The organism is Streptomyces virginiae (genome assembly GCF_041432505.1).
Lineage (GTDB): Bacteria > Actinomycetota > Actinomycetes > Streptomycetales > Streptomycetaceae > Streptomyces > Streptomyces virginiae_A.
This window is the reverse complement of sequence record NZ_CP107871.1, coordinates 865481-883653: the sequence shown is the minus strand read 5'-3', so window position 1 is coordinate 883653 and position 18173 is coordinate 865481. Positions and strand designations below refer to the sequence as shown.

At 69.6% G+C, this 18173-nt stretch carries 25 protein-coding genes; 16 read left to right on the top strand and 9 right to left on the bottom strand.

The window, feature by feature from the left end:
* Window position 1: 1 nt before the first annotated feature.
* From OG624_RS04260 to OG624_RS04240, 5 genes are all read left to right on the top strand, one after another.
* Window positions 2–481, top strand: a complete 480-nt coding sequence (locus OG624_RS04260; protein ID WP_030725712.1) for an SRPBCC family protein — start codon at window positions 2–4, stop codon at window positions 479–481.
* Between the two features lie 18 nt (window positions 482–499).
* Window positions 500–841 carry a TcmI family type II polyketide cyclase gene (locus OG624_RS04255; RefSeq protein ID WP_371587211.1) on the top strand — a complete coding sequence of 114 codons (342 nt, stop codon included), beginning with the start codon at window positions 500–502 and terminating at the stop codon, window positions 839–841.
* A 98-nt stretch (window positions 842–939) separates the two neighbouring features.
* Window positions 940–1599: an NADPH-dependent FMN reductase gene (locus OG624_RS04250; RefSeq protein WP_371639095.1), complete on the top strand. Its 660-nt coding sequence runs from the start codon at window positions 940–942 to the stop codon at window positions 1597–1599.
* Window positions 1600–1665: 66 nt separating this feature from the next.
* Entirely contained in the window at window positions 1666–2583 is a 918-nt protein-coding gene (locus tag OG624_RS04245) for a MurR/RpiR family transcriptional regulator (protein WP_030758662.1), read from the top strand.
* 312 nt (window positions 2584–2895) lie between these two features.
* A complete protein-coding gene (locus OG624_RS04240; protein ID WP_030725700.1) occupies window positions 2896–3282 on the top strand; it encodes a hypothetical protein in 387 nt (128 codons plus the stop codon).
* Window positions 3283–3303: 21 nt separating this feature from the next.
* Here the strand turns inward: OG624_RS04240 and OG624_RS04235 are convergent, their stop codons facing one another.
* Window positions 3304–3687, bottom strand: a complete 384-nt coding sequence (locus tag OG624_RS04235) for a toxin Doc (protein ID WP_161292997.1) — start codon at window positions 3685–3687, stop codon at window positions 3304–3306.
* Window positions 3688–3755: 68 nt separating this feature from the next.
* Complete coding sequence (locus OG624_RS04230; RefSeq protein ID WP_033225788.1) at window positions 3756–4613, bottom strand: S1 family peptidase; 858 nt, start codon at window positions 4611–4613, stop codon at window positions 3756–3758.
* A 229-nt stretch (window positions 4614–4842) separates the two neighbouring features.
* Between OG624_RS04230 and OG624_RS04225 the strand changes: the two genes are divergently transcribed.
* Complete coding sequence (locus tag OG624_RS04225; RefSeq protein WP_033225786.1) at window positions 4843–5349, top strand: hypothetical protein; 507 nt, start codon at window positions 4843–4845, stop codon at window positions 5347–5349.
* A 46-nt stretch (window positions 5350–5395) separates the two neighbouring features.
* A complete protein-coding gene (locus OG624_RS04220; protein WP_033225781.1) occupies window positions 5396–5644 on the top strand; it encodes a hypothetical protein in 249 nt (82 codons plus the stop codon).
* A 45-nt stretch (window positions 5645–5689) separates the two neighbouring features.
* Here OG624_RS04220 and OG624_RS04215 read toward each other — a convergent pair whose 3' ends face one another.
* A complete protein-coding gene (locus OG624_RS04215) occupies window positions 5690–6592 on the bottom strand; it encodes an oxidoreductase (RefSeq protein WP_371587210.1) in 903 nt (300 codons plus the stop codon).
* A 121-nt stretch (window positions 6593–6713) separates the two neighbouring features.
* Between OG624_RS04215 and OG624_RS04210 the strand changes: the two genes are divergently transcribed.
* Window positions 6714–7658, top strand: a complete 945-nt coding sequence (locus OG624_RS04210; RefSeq protein ID WP_266356481.1) for an ArsR/SmtB family transcription factor — start codon at window positions 6714–6716, stop codon at window positions 7656–7658.
* A gap of 64 nt (window positions 7659–7722) precedes the next feature.
* On the opposite strand, the gene OG624_RS04205 is transcribed toward OG624_RS04210, so the two are convergent.
* Entirely contained in the window at window positions 7723–8001 is a 279-nt protein-coding gene (locus OG624_RS04205) for an SHOCT domain-containing protein (protein WP_371639094.1), read from the bottom strand.
* A gap of 332 nt (window positions 8002–8333) precedes the next feature.
* Here OG624_RS04205 and OG624_RS04200 point away from each other — a divergent pair, with 332 nt between their 5' ends.
* The 3 genes from OG624_RS04200 to OG624_RS04190 all read left to right on the top strand — a co-directional run bounded on the left by OG624_RS04200 (window position 8334) and on the right by OG624_RS04190 (window position 9706).
* Entirely contained in the window at window positions 8334–8708 is a 375-nt protein-coding gene (locus OG624_RS04200) for a hypothetical protein (protein ID WP_030725676.1), read from the top strand.
* Between the two features lie 182 nt (window positions 8709–8890).
* Window positions 8891–9256 (top strand): ArsR/SmtB family transcription factor, encoded by a 366-nt coding sequence (locus OG624_RS04195; RefSeq protein ID WP_030758679.1) that lies wholly within the window; start codon window positions 8891–8893, stop codon window positions 9254–9256.
* Between the two features lie 9 nt (window positions 9257–9265).
* On the top strand, window positions 9266–9706 hold the full coding sequence (locus OG624_RS04190; RefSeq protein ID WP_244290995.1) for a hypothetical protein: 441 nt from the start codon (window positions 9266–9268) through the stop codon (window positions 9704–9706).
* Window positions 9707–9755: 49 nt separating this feature from the next.
* Here OG624_RS04190 and OG624_RS04185 read toward each other — a convergent pair whose 3' ends face one another.
* A complete protein-coding gene (locus OG624_RS04185; protein WP_033225776.1) occupies window positions 9756–10121 on the bottom strand; it encodes a darcynin family protein in 366 nt (121 codons plus the stop codon).
* Window positions 10111–11025 (bottom strand): NAD(P)H-binding protein, encoded by a 915-nt coding sequence (locus OG624_RS04180; protein WP_033225774.1) that lies wholly within the window; start codon window positions 11023–11025, stop codon window positions 10111–10113. The genes OG624_RS04185 and OG624_RS04180 overlap by 11 nt, the downstream gene beginning before the upstream one ends.
* 111 nt (window positions 11026–11136) lie before the next feature.
* Here OG624_RS04180 and OG624_RS04175 point away from each other — a divergent pair, with 111 nt between their 5' ends.
* Both OG624_RS04175 and OG624_RS04170 read left to right on the top strand, forming a co-directional pair.
* Entirely contained in the window at window positions 11137–12084 is a 948-nt protein-coding gene (locus OG624_RS04175) for a LysR family transcriptional regulator (RefSeq protein ID WP_033225772.1), read from the top strand.
* Window positions 12085–12330: 246 nt separating this feature from the next.
* On the top strand, window positions 12331–13686 hold the full coding sequence (locus OG624_RS04170; RefSeq protein WP_371639092.1) for a S41 family peptidase: 1356 nt from the start codon (window positions 12331–12333) through the stop codon (window positions 13684–13686).
* A gap of 38 nt (window positions 13687–13724) precedes the next feature.
* Here the strand turns inward: OG624_RS04170 and OG624_RS04165 are convergent, their stop codons facing one another.
* The gene (locus OG624_RS04165; RefSeq protein ID WP_208869435.1) at window positions 13725–14141 is read right to left on the bottom strand and encodes a hypothetical protein; all 417 of its coding nucleotides are present in this window, start codon (window positions 14139–14141) and stop codon (window positions 13725–13727) included.
* A gap of 808 nt (window positions 14142–14949) precedes the next feature.
* On the opposite strand from OG624_RS04165, the gene OG624_RS04160 reads away from it, so the two are divergent.
* Window positions 14950–15291 (top strand): DUF5713 family protein, encoded by a 342-nt coding sequence (locus OG624_RS04160; protein ID WP_033225766.1) that lies wholly within the window; start codon window positions 14950–14952, stop codon window positions 15289–15291.
* Window positions 15292–15404: 113 nt separating this feature from the next.
* On the opposite strand, the gene OG624_RS04155 is transcribed toward OG624_RS04160, so the two are convergent.
* Entirely contained in the window at window positions 15405–15977 is a 573-nt protein-coding gene (locus OG624_RS04155; RefSeq protein ID WP_051763874.1) for a hypothetical protein, read from the bottom strand.
* 190 nt (window positions 15978–16167) lie between these two features.
* On the bottom strand, window positions 16168–16644 hold the full coding sequence (locus OG624_RS04150) for a macro domain-containing protein (protein ID WP_033225764.1): 477 nt from the start codon (window positions 16642–16644) through the stop codon (window positions 16168–16170).
* A gap of 310 nt (window positions 16645–16954) precedes the next feature.
* On the opposite strand from OG624_RS04150, the gene OG624_RS04145 reads away from it, so the two are divergent.
* Both OG624_RS04145 and OG624_RS04135 read left to right on the top strand, forming a co-directional pair.
* Window positions 16955–17401 carry a hypothetical protein gene (locus OG624_RS04145; protein ID WP_371639091.1) on the top strand — a complete coding sequence of 149 codons (447 nt, stop codon included), beginning with the start codon at window positions 16955–16957 and terminating at the stop codon, window positions 17399–17401.
* A 207-nt stretch (window positions 17402–17608) separates the two neighbouring features.
* A complete protein-coding gene (locus OG624_RS04135) occupies window positions 17609–18160 on the top strand; it encodes an SUKH-4 family immunity protein (protein WP_371639090.1) in 552 nt (183 codons plus the stop codon).
* Window positions 18161–18173: the final 13 nt, after the last annotated feature.

Genomic DNA, 18173 nt, shown 5'->3' with positions numbered 1-18173 from the left:
CATGGCAGGACACACCGAGAACGAGATCACCGTCAACGCGCCCGTGGACGTCGTCTGGGAGATGACCAACGATCTCCCCAGCTGGCCCCACCTGTTCAGCGAGTACGCCTCCCTCGAGATCCTCGAGGAGCAGGGCGACACCACCCGCTTCCGACTGACCATGCACCCCGACGAGAACGGCAAGGTGTGGAGTTGGGTCTCGGAGCGGACCGTCGACCGCAAGGGCCTCACGGTCCGTGCCCGACGGGTGGAGACCGGCCCGTTCGCGCACATGGACATCCACTGGCAGTACTTCAAGGTGCCCGGCGGCACCCGGATGAAGTGGACCCAGGACTTCGCGATGAAGCCGGACGCCCCCGTCGACGACGCCTGGATGACCGACAACATCAACCGCAACTCCCCGATCCAGATGGCCCTGATCCGGGACAAGATCGAGAAGCGTCAGCGTGAGGGCCGCGCCCCCGCCGTCAGCCGGGTCTGAGACGAAAGGCACGCACGGATGAACCAGCCGCACCGCGCTCTCATCGTCGCCCGGATGGCGCCGGGATCGGCGCCGGACATCGCCGAGCTCTTCGCGGGCTCGGACGCGGGTGAACTCCCGCACCTGGTAGGGGTCACGCGCCGCAGCCTGTTCCAGTTCGGCGACGTCTACCTGCACCTGATCGAGTCGGACCGGCCGCCCGGCCCGGCCATCGCGAAGGTCACCGAGCACCCGGAGTTCCGGGACCTCAGCGACCGGCTGACCGCCTACATCAGCCCGCACAACCCGGACACCTGGCGCAGTCCGAAGGACGCCATGGCCCACGAGTTCTACCGCTGGGAGAACCCCGGCGCGCAGTGACCCGCGGCCCGGACGGGACCCGCACACCGAAGTGTGCGGGTCCCGCCGCGCGTGGCCCCGCGTCGGGCCGATCGCGGCGGAGAGCAGGAGAAGACGGCATGAACCCGACCGACATCGACCACTTCCCGACGGATCCGGGCCGTCCGCACGACGGCGAGCCCGCCCGTACCTCCCTGCAGGTGCTCGTCCTGTCCGGTTCCTCCCGCACCGGATCGGTCAACGCCCGCCTCGGCTCCCTCGTCGCCTCGATGGTGTCCCGGGCCGGCGCCACCGCACGGACCGCCACGCTCGCCGACTTCCCGATGCCCCCGTACGACGGCGACGCGGAGGCGGACGAGGGACTGCCCGAAGGGGCCCTCGCCATGTGCAAGCGGATCGAGCCCGGCGTGCTCAAGAACGCCATCGACTGGGTCTCGCGCTACCGACCGCAGCCCTTCAAGGACAAGCAGACCCTGCTGGTGTCGGCCTCGCCCTCGATGGTCGGCGGCAACCGCGGGCTCTGGGCCCTGCGCGTCCCGCTCGAACACCTCGGCGCGCGCGTCTACCCGGACATGTTCAGTCTGGCCGGCGCGCACCAGGCGTTCACCGAGGACGGAGCCCTCACCGACCCGGGCCTCGGCGAGCGCCTCACCACGACGATCGGCTCCTTCCTCGACCTCGTCGAGGCCGACACCCGCTACCTGTGCCTGCAGCGCCGCTGGTACGAGTTCCTGGGCGACCGCACCGACGACCCCGTCACCTCACGCGCCCAGGACTGATCATCATCGGCCACAGGGGGTGAGCTATGTTGGAGCGCGAGTGACATGAGTTAGGGAGGCCCTCGAGTGTCATCGGGGCAGCAGGCACGCGCACAAGCGGCTGCGATCACACCAGGGGGTCAGTCGTCCGGAGAGGTCCGTCCTCCGGCCGACCGGCTCCTCGCGCTCTTCGACGGACGCCGCCTGTCACCGGGCCAGCGTCGCATCGCCCAATACCTGATCGACCACCTCACCGAGGCGGCGTTCCTCTCGATCACCGAACTGGCCGAGCGGGTGGGCGTGAGCCAGCCCTCCGTGACCCGCTTCGCGGCCTCCCTCGGCTTCAGCGGCTACCCCGCCCTGCGTGACGTGCTGCAGCCGATCGCGCTCAGCGCCATCGCCGGCGCCCCGGACACCCGCGCGCAGATCCGCCGCAACGAGCTGCAGGAAGCCGTCGACGCCGAGATCGAGAACCTGGAGAACGTGCGCAGGCTGCTCGCCGACACCGACCAGGTCCTCGACATCGGTCGCGAGCTGGCCGCCTCGGTGCCGCTGACCGTCCTGGGCCTACGCATCTCGGTCTCGCTCGCGGAGTACTTCGCGTACGCGGCCCGGCGCATCCACCCCGACGTACGCCTGGTGACCCGTGGCGGCAGCGTCGCCTTCGACGCGTTGCTGCAGTCCCGGGCGGCCGGCGGGACCTGGGTGCTGGCCTTCGCCATGCCGCGGCACGCCAAGGAGACCCTGGCCGCCATCCGCGCCGCCCGCAGTACGGGGCTGCGTGTGGTCCTGATCACGGACCCCACGCTGGGGCCGCTGGTGGACGAGGCGGACGTGGCCCTGACCGCGGGGACCGGATCCCGGCTGGTTTTCGACTCGTACGCCGCGCCCGGCATGCTGTCCGCGGCCCTGTTGCAGGCCATGGCGGACGCGGATCCGGAGCGGACCCAGGCGCGGCTGGAGAGCTACGAGCACGTGGCCGACCAGCACGGCTTCTTCCTGTAGCCCCTCGCGGCCTGGTTCACCAGGCGATATTCAGCCCTCGAAGTGCATGAAATTTTTCATACTCTTGCTTACTCGACGGTATATATGTTTACTGACGACGGCGCTCCGGATCCACCAGATGCCAAGGAGGACCCCCATGTCCTCCCGAACGTACGCGCGGAACGACGAACCTCCTCAGGTCGCGACCGCGTGTCGGGTCCAGGCTTTCGGATCCCCGCAGAGCGCCCATGGCGGCCTCGGTCAACCCCTGGGCCGAGGCCGCCCCCCAAGAACGTCTCGATCAGAGTTCGACACCACTCGGAAGTGACGAGAATGCCTCAGACGGCCACGTTTACCCTCAGCCCTGACTGGCCCATGCAGGTCAAGGCACCCGGTACGCACGACTGGGAGCGCACGGCCACGCGGTGGCTGCGGGATCTGCTCCCGGCCCGCTACGGCGGCTACCTGACGCTCACCCGCCACCACGCCCTCCTGGCCCGGCACGTCCAGCTCCAGCTGCAGCACGAGATGCGCGCGGTGCGGGCGGCCCTGCAGACCAGCCGCGCCGAGCTGCCGACCATGGGCATCGCCGAGTCGGTCATCGAGAACTCGATCCGGATGTACGCCGTCGAGCTGGAGCAGCTGGGCCGGCTCGCCCGCGGCGCACGCCTCGTGTCCGACGCGCTCCTCGTCGGCACCCCCGCGCAGCGCCGGCGCTGACCCCGCCGGCGCTGACCTTCCTCAGGACCTCTGCGTCGGCTGCCAGGAGCGGAGTCTGGCGGCCACGTCGAAGACGGAGGCGCGCAGCATGCGGATGTCGGTGATGAGGTCCCGCCACTGCTCGTAGGTGGCCTCCACCGTCTCCCCGGAGGCCTCGATGTACGCGACCGCGACCCCGTAGGCGAAGTACTCGTTGGAGTCGGGAAGCGGTCGGAGCAGCACGATCGCGTCGAGCAGGGCGGCGGCACGCCAGTAGGCGTCGGGGTCGTCCACTTCCAGGCTCGGCGTGTTCACCCGGTGCCGGGCCACGGCGGCGACCAGGGCGGAGTGGTCGGCCACCGCCACGTCCTTGAACAGGGCCTCCTGCCGCTCCAGCAGCCAGCGGTGATCGATGTGCAGTTCCACGCCTTCGAGTATCCCCGCCCGGGGCCCGGCCGTGGGGCTTTTCCGGTCGGGCGGGGACACGTGAGGGACTACGGCTTGGGCAGCGTGCAGCCGGCGCGGTTCAGGTCGATCTTGTTGCCGGGGGCTATGCAGGGGACGACGATGTACGTCTGCTGCGCGTAGTTGATGCCCTGGCGGACCGTCACGTTGCCGTTCTGGTCGACCTCGCACGGGTTGTTCACCGTGCAGCGGGCACCGTCCTCGTTGCCCGTGTTGTTGACGGCGACGACCTTGCCGGTCGCCGTGTCGACCACCGGTGACCCGGAGGTGCCGCCGATGGTGTTGCAGGCGGAGGTGTAGCGGACCGAGTCCTTCCAGGTCCAGTCACCCTCCTTGAGGCGGTAGGCGAAGCCGTCCACGGTGCAGCTGTAGATGCGCTTCCAGTAGCCGGAGACCACCTTGATGGCCGAGCCCTGGGTCGGGCGGGCGCCGTCGAGGGTCAGCGGGCTGATGCCGTACTGGCTCTGGATCTGGGCGTAGGTCCGGGTCAGCTGGTAGATCGAGATGTCGGTGTCGGTCATGGTCGCGTACGCGACCTTGCTCGCGCGGAGCGTACCGACCTTCGATCCCGCCGAGTTGAGCAGCGAGAACGAGCGGCTGGACGGGCGGTCCTTGACGACCTCGCCGGCCGCCGGGAAGCCCGACTCCAGGCAGTGGCCGTTCGACAGGACCAGCGCGAGGTCGTTCGGCTGGGAGCCGGGCGCGCGGACGACGGAGCCGGAACAGTTGCTGAGGGCCACCGTGCCCGCGAAGTCGACCGCCGCGGCGGTGGCCGCGGGGGCGGTGGGTGGCGTGTCCGTGGGTGCGGTGGGCGCGGCCACGGCGGGGCCGACCGCCGCTCCCAGCAGGAGCAGGGAGAGTAAGGCGCCGGTGAGAGGCTTGTTCATGTGGGGGTTCCCCTCTGAGGACAATGCGACCGAAGATCCTCCGGTTGTCATGCGCATTGTTGGTACGGCGGCGTCAACTCGCAAGACCGCATGGCCAGTTGACGACGGTGCCGCAAGAGGGGTCCCGGACCGCACCGAAGGCGTCGATAACGGACCGTGCACAGGTGTTCCGCACCGGTGGCTCCGCCTCCTACGGTCGGGGCAGCACAGTTCCGGATCAGGAGGCAACGTGAAGCGCGAGATCGACATCGACCAGCTGGTGACGGCGATGAAGGCGGTCGACGAGGCGGGGCGGCTCTTCGAGGAGGCCCACGCCGTGTACGAGGCGCGCGGCCTCAAGAGGATCAGCGACGACTTCAAAGTGGCGGGCGGCTCGGTCCAGACCCTGCAAGGCGCAGAGGAGATGGCTCTCGGGGCCCGCAAGTACCTCGCCGAACTCGCGCTGATCGCCGGCTACGCCGCCGCCGACCTCGAGGAGCGCGCGGGAGAGAGACCGGAGACAGCCCGCGCCGGCTTCCCGGGCCTGAGCGGCGGCGGCGCCCGCATGGGCCGCCCGCTGCTCGACCCGACCCTGGAGGGACTGCGGCTGCTGCTGGCCGTCGACTTCTTCGAGCCCGCCTTCAAGGCGGAGATCGAGCAAGTCCTGCAGGCGGAGAAGGCCACCTACCCCGATCCCTCCACGCTCCGCATCCCCAAGCGCGCCGACCGCGCCGCCACGGTCGGACGCACCCCCTGACACCTCCTGGGGTGCCGGGCCGGGCCGACGGGGCGAGGCTGGAGGTATGCGCCACGCACCCGTCGTCGTCCACCGCATCCACCCGTCGGGGGGCCGCCAGGTGACCCTGCGGACCGCGAACGGAGAGGAGTCCCTGGGCCTGGCCCGCTCCGACGACGACGTGATCGAGTTCCTGCGCCGGGCCGGCATGCCCGACCCCGACGACGTGGTCCTCGGCGGCGCCGACCTGCTGGACTGGCAGGGGGACACCCCCCACGTGTACGAGGCCGACCCGCCGACCGCCGACCTTCCCTAGCGGCGTCCTGTCGATCGGGCTCGCGGTGGTCGGCGCCGGGTTCGCTCAGCCGTGGTGCACGGCCTCCAGGACGGCCAGATCCGCCTCGGACAGGCGCAGCGCCCCGGCGGCCACGTTCGCGTCCAGGTGGTCCGGGTCGCCCGTGCCGGGAATGGCCAGAACGTGCGGTCCCCGCCCGAGCGTCCAGGCCAGCCGTACCTGCGCCGGACTCGCGCCGTGCGCCCGGGCGACGGCCCGCACCTCCTCGTGCTCGGAGCCGCTCGCGCCGGCCTGCCGTCCGGTGCCGGCGATGGAGTAGAAGGGGACGAACGCGATGCCCTGTTCGCCGCACGCGCGCACGAACCCGTCGTGCTCGGGCCGCACCCCGATCCCGTACATGTTCTGCACGCAGACCACCGGCGCGATGGCCCGCGCCTCGGCGAGGTGCTCGGGGGTGACGTTGGAGATGCCGAGATGGCGGACGAGACCCGCGTCGCGGAGCTCGGCCAGCGCGCCGAAACGCTCCGCGATGGAGTCGGTCCCCACGATCCGCAGGTTCACCACGTCGAGGTGGTCGCGGCCGAGCTGGCGCAGATTCTCCTCCACCTGTCCGCGCAGCAGCTCCGGGGTGGCGTGTTCGAGCCAGGTTCCGGACGGTCCCCGGCCCGGTCCGACCTTGGTGGTGATCACCAGGTCCTCCGGATAGGGGGCCAGTGCCGCGTTGATCAGCTCGTTGGCGGAACGCAGCGGCGAGAAGTAGAACGCGGCGGTGTCGATGTGGTTCACGCCGAGCTCGACCGCCCGACGCAGCACGGCGATCGCCTGGCCGCGGTCCCTGGGTACGGCGTCGTGCGCGAACGCCTCGCCGGTCTGGGGCAGGCGCATCGCGCCGAAGCCGATGCGGTTGATCCTCAGGTCGCCGAGGTTCCAGGTGCCCGCCGCGTCCGCGGTCTTCGTCTGTGAGGTCATGACCGGATGATCCGCACCCGATAGGCTGCCAGGCCATTGATTAAGGCATGACCGAATCCTCGGGGTGGACGTGCGGGATGTGCGGGCGGAACTGGCGTTCTCCGTGAGCGATCTCGCCCAGATGCGGTTCGCCGTCTCACCGATGTGGGAGGTCGGGCCCAGCTACCGGCTGCTGGCCTCGGGGGCCACGCCCCACGTGCATCGGCCCTGGACCGACCAGGTGGGGCCGCGGCTGGCGGCCGCCGGCCTCGACCGGGGCTGGCTGGCCGAACTGATCCCACCCTCGGGGTACGTGCCTGACTTCCTCAACCCTGCGCCCACCGGCCCCGCGCCCTCCCTGGCGGAGGAACTGGCCCGGGTCCGGGCCACCCCCACCGGCCGGGTCCGTCAGGACCTCGACCGCCTGCGACAGGAACAGGGACGCCTCGGCCCGCGCACACGCACCCTGTACGCCGACCCCCGGGCCCGGCTGGTCCGGGTCGCCGAGGAGATCGAGACCTACTGGGAGTTGGCCCTGGCGCCCTACTGGGCGCGGATCCGCGCGGTGCTCGACGCCGACGTCTTCCACCGGGCCCGGCAGGCCGCCGAGCACGGCGCCGGCTGCCTCTTGGGCGACCTGCACCCCTCGGTGAGCTGGGGCGACGACGCGCTCCGACTGTCCCGCCGGCACCGCCCCCTGTCCCGCGGGACGGCGGGCGAAGGGCTGCTGCTGATCCCCTCGGTCTTCACCGGCCCGGTGCCCTTCACCCGCGTGACGCCCCCGGAGCCACCGCAACTGGCCTATCCGGCGCGCGGTACCGGCGCCCTGTGGGAACCCCGACCCGCCGGCCGGGCCGAGGCCCTGGCCGCCGTACTCGGACGCTCCCGGACCCGGCTCCTGACCGAGCTGGAAAGCCCTGCCTCCACCACCGAACTGGCCCGCCGTACGGGGCTCTCGGCCGCCGCGGTGTCCCAGTACCTCACCGCGCTGCGCGCGGCCGGCCTGGTCAGCTCCCACCGGGCCGGCCGCTCCGTGCTCTACGCCCGTACCTCCGTCGCCGAGTCCCTGCTGGTCGCCCCGGCCTGAACTCCGGTCGTGGAGCGGGGACGATCGCGGGGAGGGAAGACGTGAGCGGCGGGCCTCGGCGGGGTCACGCCGCCCCGTCCTTGAGGGAGCGGCCGAACTGCTCGTCCAGGACGGACAGTCGCCGCCAGTACTCCTCCTCGTCGATCTCCCCGGCGGCGAAGCGCCGGCCCAGGATCGCGATCGGCGAGCGTTCCCCGTACGCGGCCGCCGCCCCGCGGCGCCCGCGCCAGGCGGTGCGGCGCAGCACGGTGACGACACCCACGACGACCGCCGCCCAGATCAGCGGAACGAACAGGATCCACGGGCCGGGCCCGTCGTAGGCGAGGGTGGTGAAGGCACTCATCTCGGTTCATCTCCTCAAAAGCTCGGACGTTTCGTCTCACCCCGAGACTCCTCCGAAAGGGCCCGCCGGTCGTCGTACGGCCGGCTGCACCCCGGGTACTTCCACGGGAGTACCCGAGCTGCGGTCGGTCGGAGGTCCCGGCCGGGCGCGCCGGTACGGGTGGGACAGGTGGGACGCGTGGGGCAGGGGGGTGCGATGCGCACATTCCACGCATTCCCCCGTTCCCCGTACGCCGCCACGCACGCTCGGTAGCGTCTGGATCACAAGCCGTCCGGTGTCACAGGCAATCGATCACCGGGCGGAGTCCGTAGCAGGTAAGGGAGCGAATACCGATGGCGAACGTTGAGGTCTCCTTGAAGGAGACGATGACCTCGATCGAGGGTGCGATGGGAGCCGCGCTGGTGGACTACACCAGCGGTATGGCGCTGGGGACCCTCGGCGGCGGCAAGGAGCTCGACCTCACGGTCGCCGCCGCCGGCAACACGGATGTGATCCGGGCGAAGGTCCGCACGATGGAGATGCTGGGTCTGAAGGACGAGATCGAGGACGTCCTGATCACCCTCGGCGGCCAGTACCACCTCATCCGGCTCCTCAAGGGCCGGGGGCACGGCGGCCTCTTCCTGTATCTCGTCCTCGACAAGGGCCAGTCCAACCTGGCCATGGCCCGCCACCAGCTCAAGCGGATCGAAGCCGCCCTGGAGCTCTGAACCCGGCATTTTCGCGCCCACGCATGCCCATGAGTTGAAGAATTCTTCAATCCGGCACATCTGAAACAGGTAATCGCCGGGCGTGCGTGGGCCCGTCCGTATGAATGTATGGGTGGTCGGCCGACTGGAAGCCCCGCGCCCCCCAAGCAAGGTTTGAAGCAACAGCAGGAGCACTCATGGGAATGCAGGTACCCCTCTACCAGGCGAAAGCCGAGTTCTTCCGCATGCTCGGACACCCCGTCCGCATCCGCGTGTTGGAACTCCTGCAGAACGGCCCCGTACCCGTACGCGACCTCCTTGCCGCGATCGATGTCGAGGCGTCGAACCTCTCCCAGCAGTTGGCGGTCCTGCGCCGGTCCGGCATCGTCGTGTCCATCCGGGACGGAGCGACCGTCAGCTACGCCCTCGCCGGCGGCGACGTGGCCGACCTCCTGCGCGCGGCGCGCCGCATCCTGACCGAGCTCCTGACGGGCCAGAGCGAACTTCTGGCCGAACTGCAGCAACTGGGACCGCAGACGGACCGCACGGACAAGGTCGCCGGCCGCTGAGCATCCGTCGTGCCGTACTCGGTCGCGAGGGGGATCGTGGACGATGGTCGGGTGTTGGTCACGGTGGAAGAAGTGCGACAGGGCCCGTCGACGCCCACGACGGTTCGAGTCCGCTCGGCGGTGGGAACCGCCGTGGTGCTCTGGCAAGGTGCCCTCGGGGCGGTGGGCGAAGAGCACCACGTCGAGTGGACCGTCGATCAGGACATCGTCTGGGGGACCAACGCGGGGCCGGCGAGTCCCGCCGGACCCACGTTGTCGCAGGACGGCGACCGCATCGTCTTCCAGGGGCGGTTGAACCTGACCGAGGACGGCGCGGCGTTCCTGGATCTGGGCGGAACATCCATCCTGTTCGACGTCGCCGGACCCGCGCTGCCGGATGACGCCGACGGGTCGTGGATCGAGGTCCGCGTAGGCCAGGGCGAGGTCAGCGTCTGGCCCTACCGACTCTGAGGGGCGAGCGACGGGCCGATCGCAGCGGCGCCGCGTGTTCGGCGTCGCGTCAGGTCGTGATGGTGGTGACGGCCTCGACCCCGTAGGCGCGGGCGTAGCCGTTCTCGGTACCGACCAGGAGATCGACGACCGTGAAGTAGCGGTCCCAGAACGGGGTCTCGCGCAGCGCGTCGATGAGGAGCTGGTAGGCGTCGTGGTCGTCGGCCTCCCAGACCCAGACGTCGGTGACGCGGGTGGAGTAGAACTCCGTGTCGTAGAAGCGTGAGCGGACGCCGGTGGTCCTGGCCTTGATCGCCGGGACGACCTGGGTGGTGAAGGCGGTCATGCGCTCCTGGGGGGTCATGGCGAGCCACTCGGGTGTGGTCTTGATGAGCATGAAGGCCGTGACCGGCGCAGTCGTCCTCTCAACGGGCATGACGGGTACCTCCCGAGAGGACCGCGGGAGCAAGGGTCCGGGCGCACCAGTCCTGGAAGCCGGTGGGGGAGCCGGTGGCGGGGGTGCGGGTGACGCCCGTGTCGAGGCCCTCGTTCTTGGCCCTCTTCATGTCGACGACGCCCTGTGCGAACGCCTCGTCGAGGCCGTGGCCGAGGAGGTCGGAGTACAACGCGTCGAGCGGCTGCTGTACGTAGCGGACGGGCCGACCGAGCTGTGCGGTCATGACGCGGGCCAGGTCGGCGGGGGAGAGGTCCTCGGGGCCGAGGACGGGCACGCTGCCATTGCCGGACCAGGAGCGGTCGCGCAGCAGATCGGCGGCGACGGCCGCGATGTCGGCCACCGCGGCACGCGGGGCCTTGAGTTCGGCGTCGACGGCGTCGGTGAAGACACCCGTCTCCCGAAGGGTGTCCGCGTCCTCGAGAAGGTTCTCGAAGAACGACGGGCAGGCCAGGGCGCGGTAGGCCACGCCGGTGCCGGCGATGAGATCGTCCATGGCGAGGGAAGCGGTGACGAGTCCGGCGCGGCGGGCGAGCGACGTGCCGCGCCCGAGCGCCGAGACGCCGACGACATGGCCGACTCCGTGGGCCACGAGGGCCTTCGCGGCGGGCCGGGTGAAGCCGAGGTAGGCGTCCTTCGGGGTCAGCGACGCGTCCGGCGGGACGAGCCAGAACACGGCGTCCGCGCCCTCGAAGGCACGGTCGACGACCTCGGCGTCACCGTGCGAGCCGGTGATCACCTCGACGCGGTCGCGCACCGCGTCGGGCAGCCGGGCGGGGTCACGTACGACCACGCGGAGTGCCTCGCCGTGGACGGGGGCGGACTCCAGGAGCAGGGACAGCAGATGGCTGCCGATGTTCCCGGTGGGAGCGGTAATGACGATCATGGAAACCTCGTGGGTCGTGCGGATCGGGACACCCTCATCCTGTGGAAGGCCGAGGCATTGCCACAATGGGAATGTGAGCACGGGATCATTGCCTGAAATGGAATAACACCTATGAGCAGCAGTGCAGCACCTGTCATCGACGCCAATCTCGCCGTCGCGCTGGACGCTTTGCTGACCGAGCAGAGCGTCACGCGCGCCGCCGCCCGCCTGCACACGTCGCCGGCCGCCATGAGCCGCACGCTCGCGAGGCTGCGGCGCATCCTCCAGGACCCGTTGCTGGTCCGGGCCGGGCAGGCCATGGTCCCCACTCCCCGCGCCCAGGCCGTGCGCGAGGAGACGGCCGCGGTGGTGCGCCGCCTGGGAGCGCTGCTGGCCCCTGGCGCCGGCGTCGATCCCGCCGACCTGCGCACCACCTTCACCCTCCAGGCGGCCGACCTGGTCGGCGCGGCGTTGGCGCCGGGGATGTCGGCGCTGGCCCGGCAGGAGGCACCCGGCATCTCGTTGCGGTTTCGGGCCGAGGAGATGGAAGCCGGATCGGCACTGCGCGACGGCCGGGTCGACCTGGAGATCGGGTCCATCGACCACGTGGATCCCGAGACCCGGATCGAAGAACTGGTCACCCTGCGCATGGCGGCGGCCGTCCGCCCCGACCACCCGCTCGTCGAAGGAACCCTGACCCCGGAACGACTCGCAGCCGCCGATCACGTGGTGGTGAGCCGCCGCGGCCGGTTCACCGGCCCCCTGGACGCCGCCCTCGCCGAGCGGAACCTCCGCCGACGGGTCGCCGTCGTCCTCCCCAGCCACATGGCCGCGATGACGCTCGCCGCCGGCAGCGACATCGTCTGCCTCGTCCCCACGCCACCCCCCGGCGGTGTTCCCTCCCCGCTGACCGACGTGGCCACCGCCCTGGGCCTTCGCCTCCTGGACATCCCGCTGCCCCTGCCGCCGCTGACCATCGGCATGGCGTGGCACCCCCGCCACGCCGCGGACGGAGGCCACCACTGGCTCCGCAACACCGTCCGCCGCACCCTGCACGCCCCGGGCGGCTCCCCTGCCTGACCTCATGTCCTGTGGTCGCCGCCGGGCGCTCGGTGGTCGAGCGCGTCATCCACGCCCCCGCGCTCTTCACCCCGTACGCGACCGACCCCGCGCCGATCGATCCATCGGTGTGACCACTCGTAAGTACTACCGGTAGTGGGTGCTTGCCCCACCCTTGATCAACCGGACAGCCGGATGGCCGGTGGAAGGCGGTGTCGGCGACCGTGAGGTTGTCCCGAACACACCACCTATAGAGAAGGCACGATCGTGCGCATCATCACGGCCACCGCCCTCGCGCTGGCTCTCGCAGGCCAAGCCGCGCCCGCCGCCGGCGCCAACCGACCGACCACCGACGGAATCTGGCGCATGGACGGCTACGGCACCGTTCTGTCCATCCGGAACGGAACTCTCCAGGAGTACCAGACCACCGCCGTCAGCTGCCTCGAAGGCGATTCCGCGCGGCAGACCGGCTCCGGCACCTACACCACACCCCAAGGGGACGTCCTCACCGTGCGCGCCCAAGGCCGCGACCACGGTTCCCTGCGGGTGGACGGCTCCGTGGGAGACCGGAAGCTGCGCCGGATCGCGGAGTTGCCCGACACCTGCACACCTGAGGCCCCCCACGGACCGCTCGCCACCTTCGACGTCTTCTGGCAGTCCTTCGAGGAGAACTACCCCTTCTTCGCCGCCAAGGGCATCGACTGGCACGCCGTACGCGACCGCTACCGGCCCGCAGTGCACGCGAAGACGACCAAGGACGAGCTCTACGCCGTCTTCGGCGAGATGATCGAGCCGCTCCACGACGCGCACGTCGCCGTTCAGGACGGTGACCGCGTCTTCGCACAGGTTCGCCCCGGTACCGTCCTGCCCACCGAGAAGTGGGACACCGAGGTCAAGCAGTTCATCGTGGAGCACGATCTCGAAGACGCCCGGAACCTCCAGGACTTCGCCAACGGGCGGATCACCTACGCCGATCTCCCCGGCGGGCAGGGCTACCTGCGGATCTCCGGCTTCGGCGGATACGGGCGGGAGGGCGCCCTCTACGCCGCCCAACTGGCCGAGCTCGACAGGGCGCTGGACACGGTCCTCAGTCAGGAGCGCACCCGGCGCCTGAAGGGTCTGATCATCGACCTGCGGATCAATGGGGGCGGCTCGGACTCCCTGGGTATCCACCTCGCGGAGCGCCTCACCGACACCCCCTACGTCGCCTACTCCAAGCGGGCCCGCAACGATCCCGCCGACCCCTCCGAGCACACGCGCCCCCAGCCCGCGTATGTCACGCCCGCCCAGGGGCCCCGTTACACCGGACCGGTCGCCGTGCTGACCGGAGGCTCGACCCTCAGCGCGGGGGAGAGCTTCACCCAGGCACTCATGGACCGGCCCGGCAGGACGGTCCGGATCGGACAGCCCACCCAGGGCGTCTTCTCGGACGTCATGGCGCGCAAGCTCCCCAACGGTATGGCGGCCTGGCTGCCGAACGAGGAGTTCCTGACGCGCTCGGGCAGGACCTTCGACGGCACGGGCATTCCGCCGCACCTCACTGAGCCGGTCTTCACGAAGGAGGAGTTCGACAGGAAGAAGGATTCGGCCTTCGACAGGGCACTGAACGTCCTGCGGGACTGAGACCTGTCCCGTACAAGGCCGTGCGACGGGGCTCTGTGTCAGCCGTCCTGCGCCTCCTGCTCGGCGGCTTCGGCTCTGGAGAGGCGCCACCGCATGGTCTCCGCCTCGCTACGGGCCCTCTCCTGAAGTTCCGGCGTCAGGTCGGAGCGATTCGCGGCAGCCTCGGAGGCTTCGGTCCAGGCACGCAGGACGTCGATGGGACGCTGATGCCCGCAGTCGACCTCGTTGCCCGCATGGTCGTAGACGGTTGCCTCGTAGCCGGTGTTCACCCAAACGTCGGCGCCTCGGTCGTGGAAGACGACATCGAATGGTTCTCCGTCGGGGTCGGTGTCCTCGGGGGTGTCCGTGACGATCGTGAATTTCTCCTCGGGCTTCATCCAGTAGTCCTCACCCCATGGTTCCACCCAGATGCCCAGGGTCATCTTGGTGTCGTTGCTCAATCTGATCTTCGGCATGGCTGCAGGGTAGGGCTACGGGGCGGCAGACCTTGTGGTGGGCGAACTCGTTGCCGCAGGCCGGACCATCAGCGCCGTCGCCCGCCGACTCACCCTCGACCGCAAAACCGTCCGACGCTTCCATGACACCGACCTCGACCAGCTCCTGGCCTCCACCACGAACGCCGGCCGGTCGGAGTCCCGGATCCTCACTCAGGGCCAGCAGAGGTCAGGCGACCGCGGTGGTTCGAGAATCCTGCGGGCCTCCCCGCTCACGGCGTCGTCCGCATCCGATGCCAACGCTGAGCACAGTGCCGCGAGCCGTTCCCCGTCCTCCGCGGACTGGCCGCAGACATTGAGGATCGCAGCATGAAGGTGATCGCCGGTGTCGTCGTTCGCGCGGGCGACACCATGCGCAGACCAAGCACGTCCCAGCGCCCGAGCAGAGCCTCCGCCGTCTCCTGAGCGACAAAGGTGTCGCGACCATCCAGCAACAGTCGGCGCAAGACCTCAGCCACTTCGGGAATCTCCGCGACGGCGGCCAGACGCCGCCCTGAGGCCGCTCTCACGGACCATGACGCCGAAGTAGACCCCTGAAGGTATGGGGTCAGCTCGTCATCCATGTCCAAACGGCGCATGGTTCTCACTCTGGCATACCCCCTCTCGCCCGCCCTTTCGGCCCTCATCCACACGTGGTCAGAGCCCGCTACGGGGCAGCCTTTCGACCGCCTGGGCCGTGCCTGCGCGGTCGCAGTCGTGGTGGAAGCGTCGTTGTCAGTGGTGCTGTGCATGATCGGTGCACCAACTCCTCGGAAGGTAGGAAGGCGCCATGCCGATCACAAATCAGCAGGTAGCGGGTCACGTGTTCCTGCTGCAGATGTACGACGACCCGTACTTCCCTGATCGCGTGGTCGACGAGGGGAAGGCGATCCTGCGGCGACTGTGCGAACGAATCGAGGCCGAGCAGCCCTCGGATCCGGCGTCCTTGTATGTGCTCACCCAGGCTGCGACGGAGGAGTTCAACGTGCTGGATGAGGGGTTCGTGGCGGCCGGCAGCGGGATCGAGACGGTTGCGCGTGAGTGGATCTGCGAAGAGTTCCGTTTCGTGGCGTCGGCATACGGGTTCACGAGCGCGGATGCGGAGGAGCTGACCGCCGGCCGGGACTGGTGACCGAGGACGGGAAGACTTCCGGTCTTACGGGAACTCCGATTGCGATGCCGGGTGCCGCCCCGCTGCCATCGGCGGAACAGATCGCGGACCCGGCTCCACAGGAACCGCGGGACCTAGATCCTTCCCCGCACGAACCGTGTGCGGTGTCCGAGTACCCGGCTCAGCTCCGCAACGAACTCCGGCAGCAGCGCGGGCCCGTTCCGGAATTCGAACCCCAGGTATGCGAAGGCGAGCCCGTCTCCGGGCCACTCCCATGCGGCCAGCGGCACCACCCGGCCGCACGCCGGACACGGCACTTCGGCACAGCCGGTGTCCCACCATTCGTCCATGGCCGGCGAGAACGTCTTACGGTGCCCCTCCCCGAATGTCATCGCGCAGTACGGACAGACAGGTGGTCCGACGTGCTGCGGCGAGAAGAACACCGTGCGCCCGGTGACTACGGTCAGCCCATCGCTCCCGCTCGCCTCCCGGAACCCGGTTGCCTGCTCCCACCGCGGCCCAGGCGCGTGGTCCGGCAGCCCCACGATGGCCTCACGGACCAGCCAGGCCGCCACCCGCTCCCCGTGGGCGACGGCGTCCTCAGCGGTCGCGTCCAGGTCAACGATCGTCTGAAAAGAGGTGCTCACAGCCGAACGGTAGGCGGCCCGCTCGACTGTGCAAAGCCCGTACGTGACGATCCATAGCATTCCTACGGGCCGCTGCTCGTCTTCGGCGACGATGCCTCACAGCCAAGGGAGTTGCTCAGGCATGCTGCATCGACGTGTGCCGACAGAATTCCCGCAGACATCGGGCGTCAAGACCGCGCCCGTGGCGTCCGGACTCGCAGCGCGCTTCCCAGCGCGGCGCGAGTTCTTCGATCAACAGGTCGAGAAAGCCCTACGCCCGGTCGTAGACCGTGGTGGCGACATCGCGCGCGCCCAAGGTCTTGCCGATGACCGGCTCGATCCGTTCCCATTTCCCTCCGGCGAGACCGCACCCGATGCGGGGCATGTGCACGGAGGCGTTGTGGGCCAGGGCGTGCTCGGCTACGGAGTTCAGACATCGTTCCAGGGCCTCGTAGCGGATGGGCGGACCGCCGCTTCCGGTCCGCATCCCACGCTGTGCGACCATGTTCGCAACCCAGATGTCGGCTCTGACGTGTACGAACTGCACCGCTCCGAGGGCGAAGTCGTTGCCCGCGCGCTCGCGGTGCCAGCGGCGGTACTCCCGCTCCGGTTCGGGCCAGCGACGTGATACCGCCAGGACGAACCCCTTTCCCCATCCGCCGAGGTCGTTGCAGATGTGGGCAATGACCTTCGGGCCTTTGGCCTGGGGGTTGGTCGCATCCCCCGCGATGATTTTCAAAGTCTCCACGGGTCATCCTGGTCTCGCCCGCCACGGGAAGTCCAGGGAGTTGTGATCTGACCGTGCGCCGTATCGCGGGGCAAGCCTTGACCGGTGGCTTCAGAATGAGCGGTGGCCGATGGTGGACAGACGTGGCCTGACCTCCACGGTGGATGTGTAGCGTGTCGCCCTTGGGGTCGACTCCATGACCTCAAGTGATCATCTGCTTCACCTGATCCGGACCACCCCGGAGATCGATCTGCTGCTGCGGTCCTCGTTCGGTTTCGACATCCACCGGAAGCACAACGGCGAGGGTCTGAGACTTGCCTCGGGCGCCCCGGTGGAGACGATCGCCGGGGAGTTCGCCGGTGGGGCGTACTTCCTGTGCGCCGAGCGGAACGGCCGCCGACCGGTGGTGTTCGCGAGTTCCGAAGGGGAAGGCGGGCTGCTCGCCGATGATCTGGCGGAGGCTCTGGAGATCGTGATCGGGCTGGAGTGGCGGGACTGCCTGACGTTCTCGGGCGGTGGCGATGTGGAGGTCATGCAGGTCTCCGCCCGACATCTCCAGCGGTCCCGTGAAAAGAACAACCCGGGCATCGACGACGAAGCTGATCAGGTGGCCGCAGCTCTGTCGCTGAGTGTCGTGCCGGTCGCCGACCTCGTCGTCCGTTTGCACGCAGCCGCTTCGAAGACCGAACCGGACTACGTCGTGGCCGACGGCGACGGGCAAGAGTACGATCCACCGTTCGGCGAGTATGTGGAACCGCGGCACGGAGGCCGGCGCTGACCCCGGCCGCCCGACGCCGACGCCACCCCGGACGAATGCCGACCGGCACGGCACCGAGCGCCTGCGAATCCGCTCCGAGGTACGGGCGGACCTGCACCTCGGCCTGCTACAACCCGCCTGCAGCATCGTCTCCTTGAGACGACTTCGAACCTCGTTCTGAAACGGTCGGTAGGGTCAGGACCGCAGCCGAGGGAGGAGGATCGTTCGATGGTGACGTACGACCAACTGACCGCGTGGGCCGGGCCGGGGCATGTCACGCGGGTCGGACGGGAGGTTGTGGCCGGCTGGCGGATCCCGGAGTTCATGAAGACGCAGCTCGTCGAGGTGGGCATCCCGGTGGCTCCGCGCCTCATCGAGCGGGTCGTGGTGCAGAGCGAGGCCGATCCGGTCCTGCGCACGTCCCGTGGTCCGCTCTACCGCCTCACCGAGGACACCGGCCCTGAGCAGCGGTCATGGTTCGGTGTCGAGCCGGAGACCGGGGCGGTCCACTTCGTCATGCCGGACGGGGAGGCATGCTTCGCGAATTCGGGTGTCGACGTGTGGCTCGACGTCCTCCACCGTTACGGCAGTCGCGTCACCGCCTCAGAGCTTCTCAGCGAGCCGGACAGCCCCGAGGAGTACCTCTCGGAAGAGGAGGAAGAGCGGGCTTTCGCCGAGCTGAACCGGCTGGCCGAGGATCTGCAGGAGATCGACCGGGCGGCCTTCGCAGGCTACGAGGGGTTTCTCTGGCCGGCGCACCTGGACCGCTGGCTCTACTGACCTCGGCCCCCTC

Excerpts from the sequence above, each read along its gene's own strand:
- OG624_RS04175 (WP_033225772.1), top strand. The coding sequence starts at position 11,137 with ATGAGCAGCAGTGCAGCACCTGTCATCGACGCCAATCTCGCCGTCGCG.
- OG624_RS04215 (WP_371587210.1), bottom strand. The coding sequence starts at position 6,592 with ATGACCTCACAGACGAAGACCGCGGACGCGGCGGGCACCTGGAACCTC.
- OG624_RS04255 (WP_371587211.1), top strand. The coding sequence starts at position 500 with ATGAACCAGCCGCACCGCGCTCTCATCGTCGCCCGGATGGCGCCGGGA.
- OG624_RS04220 (WP_033225781.1), top strand. The coding sequence starts at position 5,396 with ATGCGCCACGCACCCGTCGTCGTCCACCGCATCCACCCGTCGGGGGGC.
- OG624_RS04200 (WP_030725676.1), top strand. The coding sequence starts at position 8,334 with ATGGCGAACGTTGAGGTCTCCTTGAAGGAGACGATGACCTCGATCGAG.
- OG624_RS04165 (WP_208869435.1), bottom strand. The coding sequence starts at position 14,141 with ATGCCGAAGATCAGATTGAGCAACGACACCAAGATGACCCTGGGCATC.
- OG624_RS04160 (WP_033225766.1), top strand. The coding sequence starts at position 14,950 with ATGCCGATCACAAATCAGCAGGTAGCGGGTCACGTGTTCCTGCTGCAG.
- OG624_RS04250 (WP_371639095.1), top strand. The coding sequence starts at position 940 with ATGAACCCGACCGACATCGACCACTTCCCGACGGATCCGGGCCGTCCG.
- OG624_RS04155 (WP_051763874.1), bottom strand. The coding sequence starts at position 15,977 with ATGCTATGGATCGTCACGTACGGGCTTTGCACAGTCGAGCGGGCCGCC.
- OG624_RS04260 (WP_030725712.1), top strand. The coding sequence starts at position 2 with ATGGCAGGACACACCGAGAACGAGATCACCGTCAACGCGCCCGTGGAC.
- OG624_RS04195 (WP_030758679.1), top strand. The coding sequence starts at position 8,891 with ATGCAGGTACCCCTCTACCAGGCGAAAGCCGAGTTCTTCCGCATGCTC.
- OG624_RS04185 (WP_033225776.1), bottom strand. The coding sequence starts at position 10,121 with ATGCCCGTTGAGAGGACGACTGCGCCGGTCACGGCCTTCATGCTCATC.
- OG624_RS04205 (WP_371639094.1), bottom strand. The coding sequence starts at position 8,001 with ATGAGTGCCTTCACCACCCTCGCCTACGACGGGCCCGGCCCGTGGATC.
- OG624_RS04210 (WP_266356481.1), top strand. The coding sequence starts at position 6,714 with ATGCGGTTCGCCGTCTCACCGATGTGGGAGGTCGGGCCCAGCTACCGG.
- OG624_RS04240 (WP_030725700.1), top strand. The coding sequence starts at position 2,896 with ATGCCTCAGACGGCCACGTTTACCCTCAGCCCTGACTGGCCCATGCAG.
- OG624_RS04180 (WP_033225774.1), bottom strand. The coding sequence starts at position 11,025 with ATGATCGTCATTACCGCTCCCACCGGGAACATCGGCAGCCATCTGCTG.
- OG624_RS04135 (WP_371639090.1), top strand. The coding sequence starts at position 17,609 with ATGGTGACGTACGACCAACTGACCGCGTGGGCCGGGCCGGGGCATGTC.
- OG624_RS04230 (WP_033225788.1), bottom strand. The coding sequence starts at position 4,613 with ATGAACAAGCCTCTCACCGGCGCCTTACTCTCCCTGCTCCTGCTGGGA.